Source organism: Myxococcus sp. AB025B (assembly GCF_006518215.1).
Lineage (GTDB): Bacteria > Myxococcota > Myxococcia > Myxococcales > Myxococcaceae > Myxococcus > Myxococcus fulvus.
In genome coordinates, this window is record NZ_SRLW01000482.1 from 1 (window position 1) to 4,778 (window position 4,778).

At 72.7% G+C, this 4,778-nt stretch carries 5 protein-coding genes; all 5 read left to right on the forward strand.

The features are described from left to right. On the forward strand, positions 1–1,903 hold a 1,903-nt coding region (locus tag FL311_RS41230; protein ID WP_194869596.1), incomplete at its 5' end, for a chemotaxis protein CheA. Continuing rightward, positions 1,900–2,499 carry a chemotaxis protein CheC gene (locus tag FL311_RS41235; RefSeq protein ID WP_141333096.1) on the forward strand — a complete coding sequence of 200 codons (600 nt, stop codon included), beginning with the start codon at positions 1,900–1,902 and terminating at the stop codon, positions 2,497–2,499. The genes FL311_RS41230 and FL311_RS41235, both read left to right, overlap by 4 nt. A gap of 24 nt (positions 2,500–2,523) precedes the next feature. Next, positions 2,524–3,276: a nickel pincer cofactor biosynthesis protein LarB gene (gene larB / locus FL311_RS41240; protein ID WP_046716500.1), complete on the forward strand. Its 753-nt coding sequence runs from the start codon at positions 2,524–2,526 to the stop codon at positions 3,274–3,276. Between the two features lie 5 nt (positions 3,277–3,281). Continuing rightward, the gene (larC, locus tag FL311_RS41245; RefSeq protein WP_194869597.1) at positions 3,282–4,454 is read left to right on the forward strand and encodes a nickel pincer cofactor biosynthesis protein LarC; all 1,173 of its coding nucleotides are present in this window, start codon (positions 3,282–3,284) and stop codon (positions 4,452–4,454) included. 141 nt (positions 4,455–4,595) lie between these two features. Further along, the coding region (locus tag FL311_RS41250) for a hypothetical protein (RefSeq protein ID WP_228557428.1) at positions 4,596–4,778 on the forward strand (183 nt) is incomplete at its 3' end.

The following is a 4,778-nucleotide window of genomic DNA, read 5'->3' on the forward strand; positions in this document are numbered from 1 at the left end:
GGGCACGACGGGCGCGGCAGGTGGGGTGGGTTCGTCTGGCGGCGCGAGTGACGGTGCAGGCTCGACGAGCGGCGTGAGCTCGACAGGCGGCAACGGTTCACCGGGCGGCACGGCCAGTGGTCCCGCGTCTGTGTCCGGTGCCGCTCCCGGCACGTCCTCCCCGTTGAACGGCTCCACGAGCACGAGCGGCGCGGACCTCGGTCCCCAGTCGCCGGTCCCTCCCCGACTGACCTCATTGGACCCGGGGGTCGGCGGTGTGCGCGAGGTGCTCGGCATCGGCGCGCCCGCGTCCTCTGCGCACGGCAACGCGTCCACGGGAGCCCCGCTCGGACTCGGTGACGTGGCGTTGAACGACCTGGGCACGGCGCTCAAGGCGGCCTCCACGGCGCCGCTGCCCGGCGAGCGCCCCGAAGGCGGCACGCAGCGCTGGGCGGTGCGGCTGCGCATCTCCCCCACGTGCCAGGTGCCCGGCGTGCGCGCCTTCCTGGTGCACAAGCGGCTCACCACGCTGGGCACGCTGGTGGACCTGCGGCCCGCGCTCGAGGAGCTCAAGGCCGGTCGCATCCCGGACGGCTACATCCAGCTGGAGCTGGAGACGTCCGTGGGCGAGGCGGGCATCCAGCAGTCGCTCAAGAACGTGGCCGAGGTGGACGTCGTCTCGGTGAAGCCCGCCGTGGCGGTCCCCATCCCCGTGGTCGCTCCGGCGTCGGCGGCGGAGGCGGGGCGCGGCGTGGGCGCGGACTCCTCGTCGCGCACGGTGCGCGTGCGCACGGAGCTGCTCGACTACTTCCTCGACACCGTGGGTGAGCTGATGCTCGCCACGGCGCGCCTGCGCGAGGTGGGCAAGGTGCTGCCGGAGAACGTGCGCCCCGCGCTGGAGGAGGGCGTCTACCGGCTGCACACGCTGGTGAAGGACCTGCACGACAAGGTGATGACGGCGCGCATGACGCCGCTGTCGCTCATCACCGACCGGCTCCCCCGCGCCGCGCGCGACATCGCCCGGCGCAAGGAGCGCGAGGTCGACCTGGTCATCACCGGCGCCGAAATCGAGCTGGACCGCGCCATCCTCGACGAGCTGGCGGACCCGCTGCTGCACCTGCTGCGCAACTGCATCGACCACGGCCTGGAGTCGCCCGAGGAGCGCGTCGCCGCGAAGAAGGGCCCGCGCGGGCGCGTGCTCGTGGCCGTCAAGCGCGCCAGGGACCGCGTCATCATCGAGCTGGAGGACGACGGCCGCGGCATGAACCCCGCGAAGCTGAAGTCCGCCGCGGTGGCGCGCGGCCTGCTCACCCCGGAGGCCGCCGCGCGGATGACGGACCGCGAGGCCTTCATGCTGTCGTGCCTGCCGGGCGTGTCCACGGCCAAGGACGTGACGGACATCTCCGGCCGAGGCGTGGGCATGGACGCCGTCAAGCGCGTGGTGGAGAGCGTGGGTGGCACGCTCGAAATCGACAGCGAGACGGGCCGGGGCACGCGCTTCACGCTGCGGCTGCCGCTGACGGTGGCGGTGGTGCACCTGCTGCTCGTGGAGGTGGGCGAGGAGGTCTTCGGCCTGCCCATCGCCAAGGTGGTGGGCGCCACGGAGGCGGACAGCGACGCGCTCAGCCGCAGCCGCGAGACGGCGCTCCTGCCGCATGGCAACTCGCTGCTGCCCGTGCACGCGCTGGACTCGCTCGTCGGTGTGCCGGCGCCCGGCCTGCGCGGGGTGCGTCCCTTCGTGGTGATGGAGGGGGACTCCGGACGGGTGGCGCTGGGCGTGGACCGGCTGCTTGGCCAGGAGGAAGTGGTGCTCAAGCCGCTGTCGCGGCCGCTGGACCTGTTGCCCGGCCTCTCCGGGGTGACCATCCTCGGCAGCGGCCGTCCGGTCTTCATCCTGGATGTTCCGAGGTTACTGTCCGCGTGAGCCCGCCTCTTCCCAGCGATGCGCAGCTCGATGCCCTGCGCGAGGTGGCCAACATCGGCTGCGGCCATGCGGCCAACGCGCTCTCCCGGCTCATGGGCGGACGTCAGGTGGACCTGTCCGTCCCCCGCGTGGTGCTCACCGGCCCCGAGGACGCCGCGGGGCTGTTGGGCGGCGACGCGTCCGCGGTGGCGGCCTGGCTCTCCATCACCGGGGCCCTGCGGGGCGTGCTGATGCTGGCCCTGCCGGCCCCGGATGCGCAGGCGCTGGAGACGCTGCTGCTGGGCGCGCGGGAGTGCGGGCAGGCCGAGCGCGACAGCGCGGTGTCGGAGGCGGCGAACATCGTCGCGAGCGCGTGCCTGTCCGCCATCGGCAAGCTGACGTCCTGGCGACTGATGCCGTCGGTGCCCACGCTGCGGCGGGCGAGCGCTCGCGAGCTGGTGGGCGCGGCGGTGGGGCAGGTGGAGGGCGACCCTGGCCGCGTGGTGGTGCTGGAGGCGCGCTTCATGGCGGCGGCCACGCCCCCGGTGAGCGGGCAGCTGTTGCTGGTGCTGGAGCGCGACAGCTCCCGGGCGCTCCTGGCGCGGCTGGGCGTGTAGCCCGTTTCGGGGTACAGGGGCGCCATGGATGAGAAGGCGCTGAAGCAGCTCCTGGGGAGCGTGAAGTCGGGCCGCGTCTCGGTGGATGACGCCGTGGGCAAGCTCAAGGACCTCCCCTTCGCGGAGCTGGGGTACGCGACGCTCGACACCCACCGCAACCTGCGCTTCGGCTTCCCGGAGGTGGTGCTGGGCGAGCCCAAGACGGTGGAGCAGTTGCTGGGCATCGTCGGCGCGCTGGTGGAGCGCAAGCAGACGGTGCTGGTGACGCGGCTGCAGCCGGACAAGGCGGAGGCGCTGGTGGCTCGCTTCCCCAAGGGCCTGTACCACCCGGTGGCGCGCATCTTCCATCTCAAGCAGGGCAAGGTGCGCGCGGGCCGCGTGGCCATCGTCACCGCGGGCACCAGCGACATCCCCGTGGCGGAGGAGGCCGCGGTGACGGCCGAGGCCATGGGCGCGGAGGTGCGCCGCGTCTACGACGTGGGCGTGGCGGGCATCCACCGGCTCTTGCGGCGCCGGGAGGAGATCCAGGAGTGCCACGCCGCGGTGGTGGTGGCGGGCATGGAGGGCGCGCTGGCGAGCGCGTTGGGCGGGCTCGTCGGCATCCCCATCGTCGCGGTGCCCACGTCGGTGGGCTACGGCGCCAACTTCAAGGGCGTGTCCGCGCTGCTGGCGATGGTGAACTCGTGCGCCTCCAACGTGGCGACGGTGAACATCGACAACGGCTTCGGCGGGGGCTTCTACGCCGCGCTCGTCTCGCGCACGAAGGGGCGGCGGTGAGCGGCATGCGGCGCATCCTCTACCTGGAGCCGGTGGGCGGCATCGCCGGGGACATGTTCCTGGCGGCGGGCATCGACCTGGGATTGGAGCCCGCGGCGATTGAAGCGGCGCTGCGAGGGCTGAGCGTCCCGGGCTGGAAGCTGGCGGTGAGCCGCGCGGTGCGCCACGCCATCAGCGGCACGCACCTGGACGTGGTGCTGGACGCGCGCGAGGCCCATCCGCACCGCGCCTACGCGGACATCCGCCGCCTCATCGAGTCCGCGTCCACGCTGCCGCCCCGCGCGAAGGAGCGGGCGCTCGCGGTGTTCCGCGCGATTGGCGAGGCCGAGGCGAAGGTGCACGGCGTCTCCATCGACGACATCCACTTCCACGAGGTGGGCGCGGTGGACTCCATCGTCGACATCTGCGGCGCGGCGGTGGTGCTGGAGCTCTTGGGCGACCCGGAGGTCCACGCGGCGCCGCCACCCCTGGGCAGCGGCTCCATCCGCGTGGCGCACGGCATGATGCCCATCCCCGTGCCGGCCACGCTGGAGCTCTTGCGCGACGTGCCCGTGCGCTTCGAGGGCGTGGGCGAATTGACCACCCCCACCGGCGCGGCGCTGCTCAAGGTGCTCGCGAAGATTGGCCACCCGCCCGACTTCATTGTCGAGAAGGTGGGCTACGGCGTGGGCACGAAGGACTTCCGCGACCGGCCCAACGTGCTGCGCGCGTCGCTGGGGCGGCTGGAGGACTCGCGCACCGAGGGCCTGTGGGTGGTGGAGGCGAACCTGGACGACGCCACGCCGCAGCTGTTGGGGCACCTGGTGGAGCGGCTGCTCGCCGTGGGCGCGCTGGATGCGTGGGTGGCCCCCGTCGTGATGAAGAAGAGCCGCCCGGGCCACCTCTTGAGCGCGCTGGTGGAGGGCGGCCTGCGCGACACCACGGTGGACCTGCTCCTGCGCGAGTCCACGTCCCTGGGCGTGCGCTACCACCGCGTCGAGCGTCAGGCCCTGGCGCGCGACTGGGTGGAGGTGCAGACGCCGTGGGGGCGCGTGCGCGTGAAGCGCGGCCTGCGGGACGGCGCCGTCCTCAACGCGCATCCGGAGTTCGAGGACTGCCGCCGCGTCGCCGAGGCCGCCGGGGTTCCCGTGAAGCAGGTGGTGGCCGCCGCGCTGGTGGCGCTCGGCCTGCCCTCCTGACGTGACTCACCCCGCGTCCAGATGACGGATGAACGCCGGGCCCTGGTCATGCGAAAACATTTCGAGTAGAATGTTTTCAGTAGAGGGGGAAATTACATGACTGATGCAATCCGTAGGGGTCTGGGTCCTATCATCCGCACCGTGGCGAACGCCACTGTCCAGCAGGCGGTGCCGCCCGCGATGCAGCCGGCGGCCAAGGCGGTGGTGGACTTCGCGGTGTCCTCGTTCGAGCAGGGCAAGCCCGCACGGGCCCCGGTGGCCTTGAACGTCATGCCGCCGCCGACGGTGATTCTCAGCAGCCCCACCGTCATCCCGCCTCCCGCC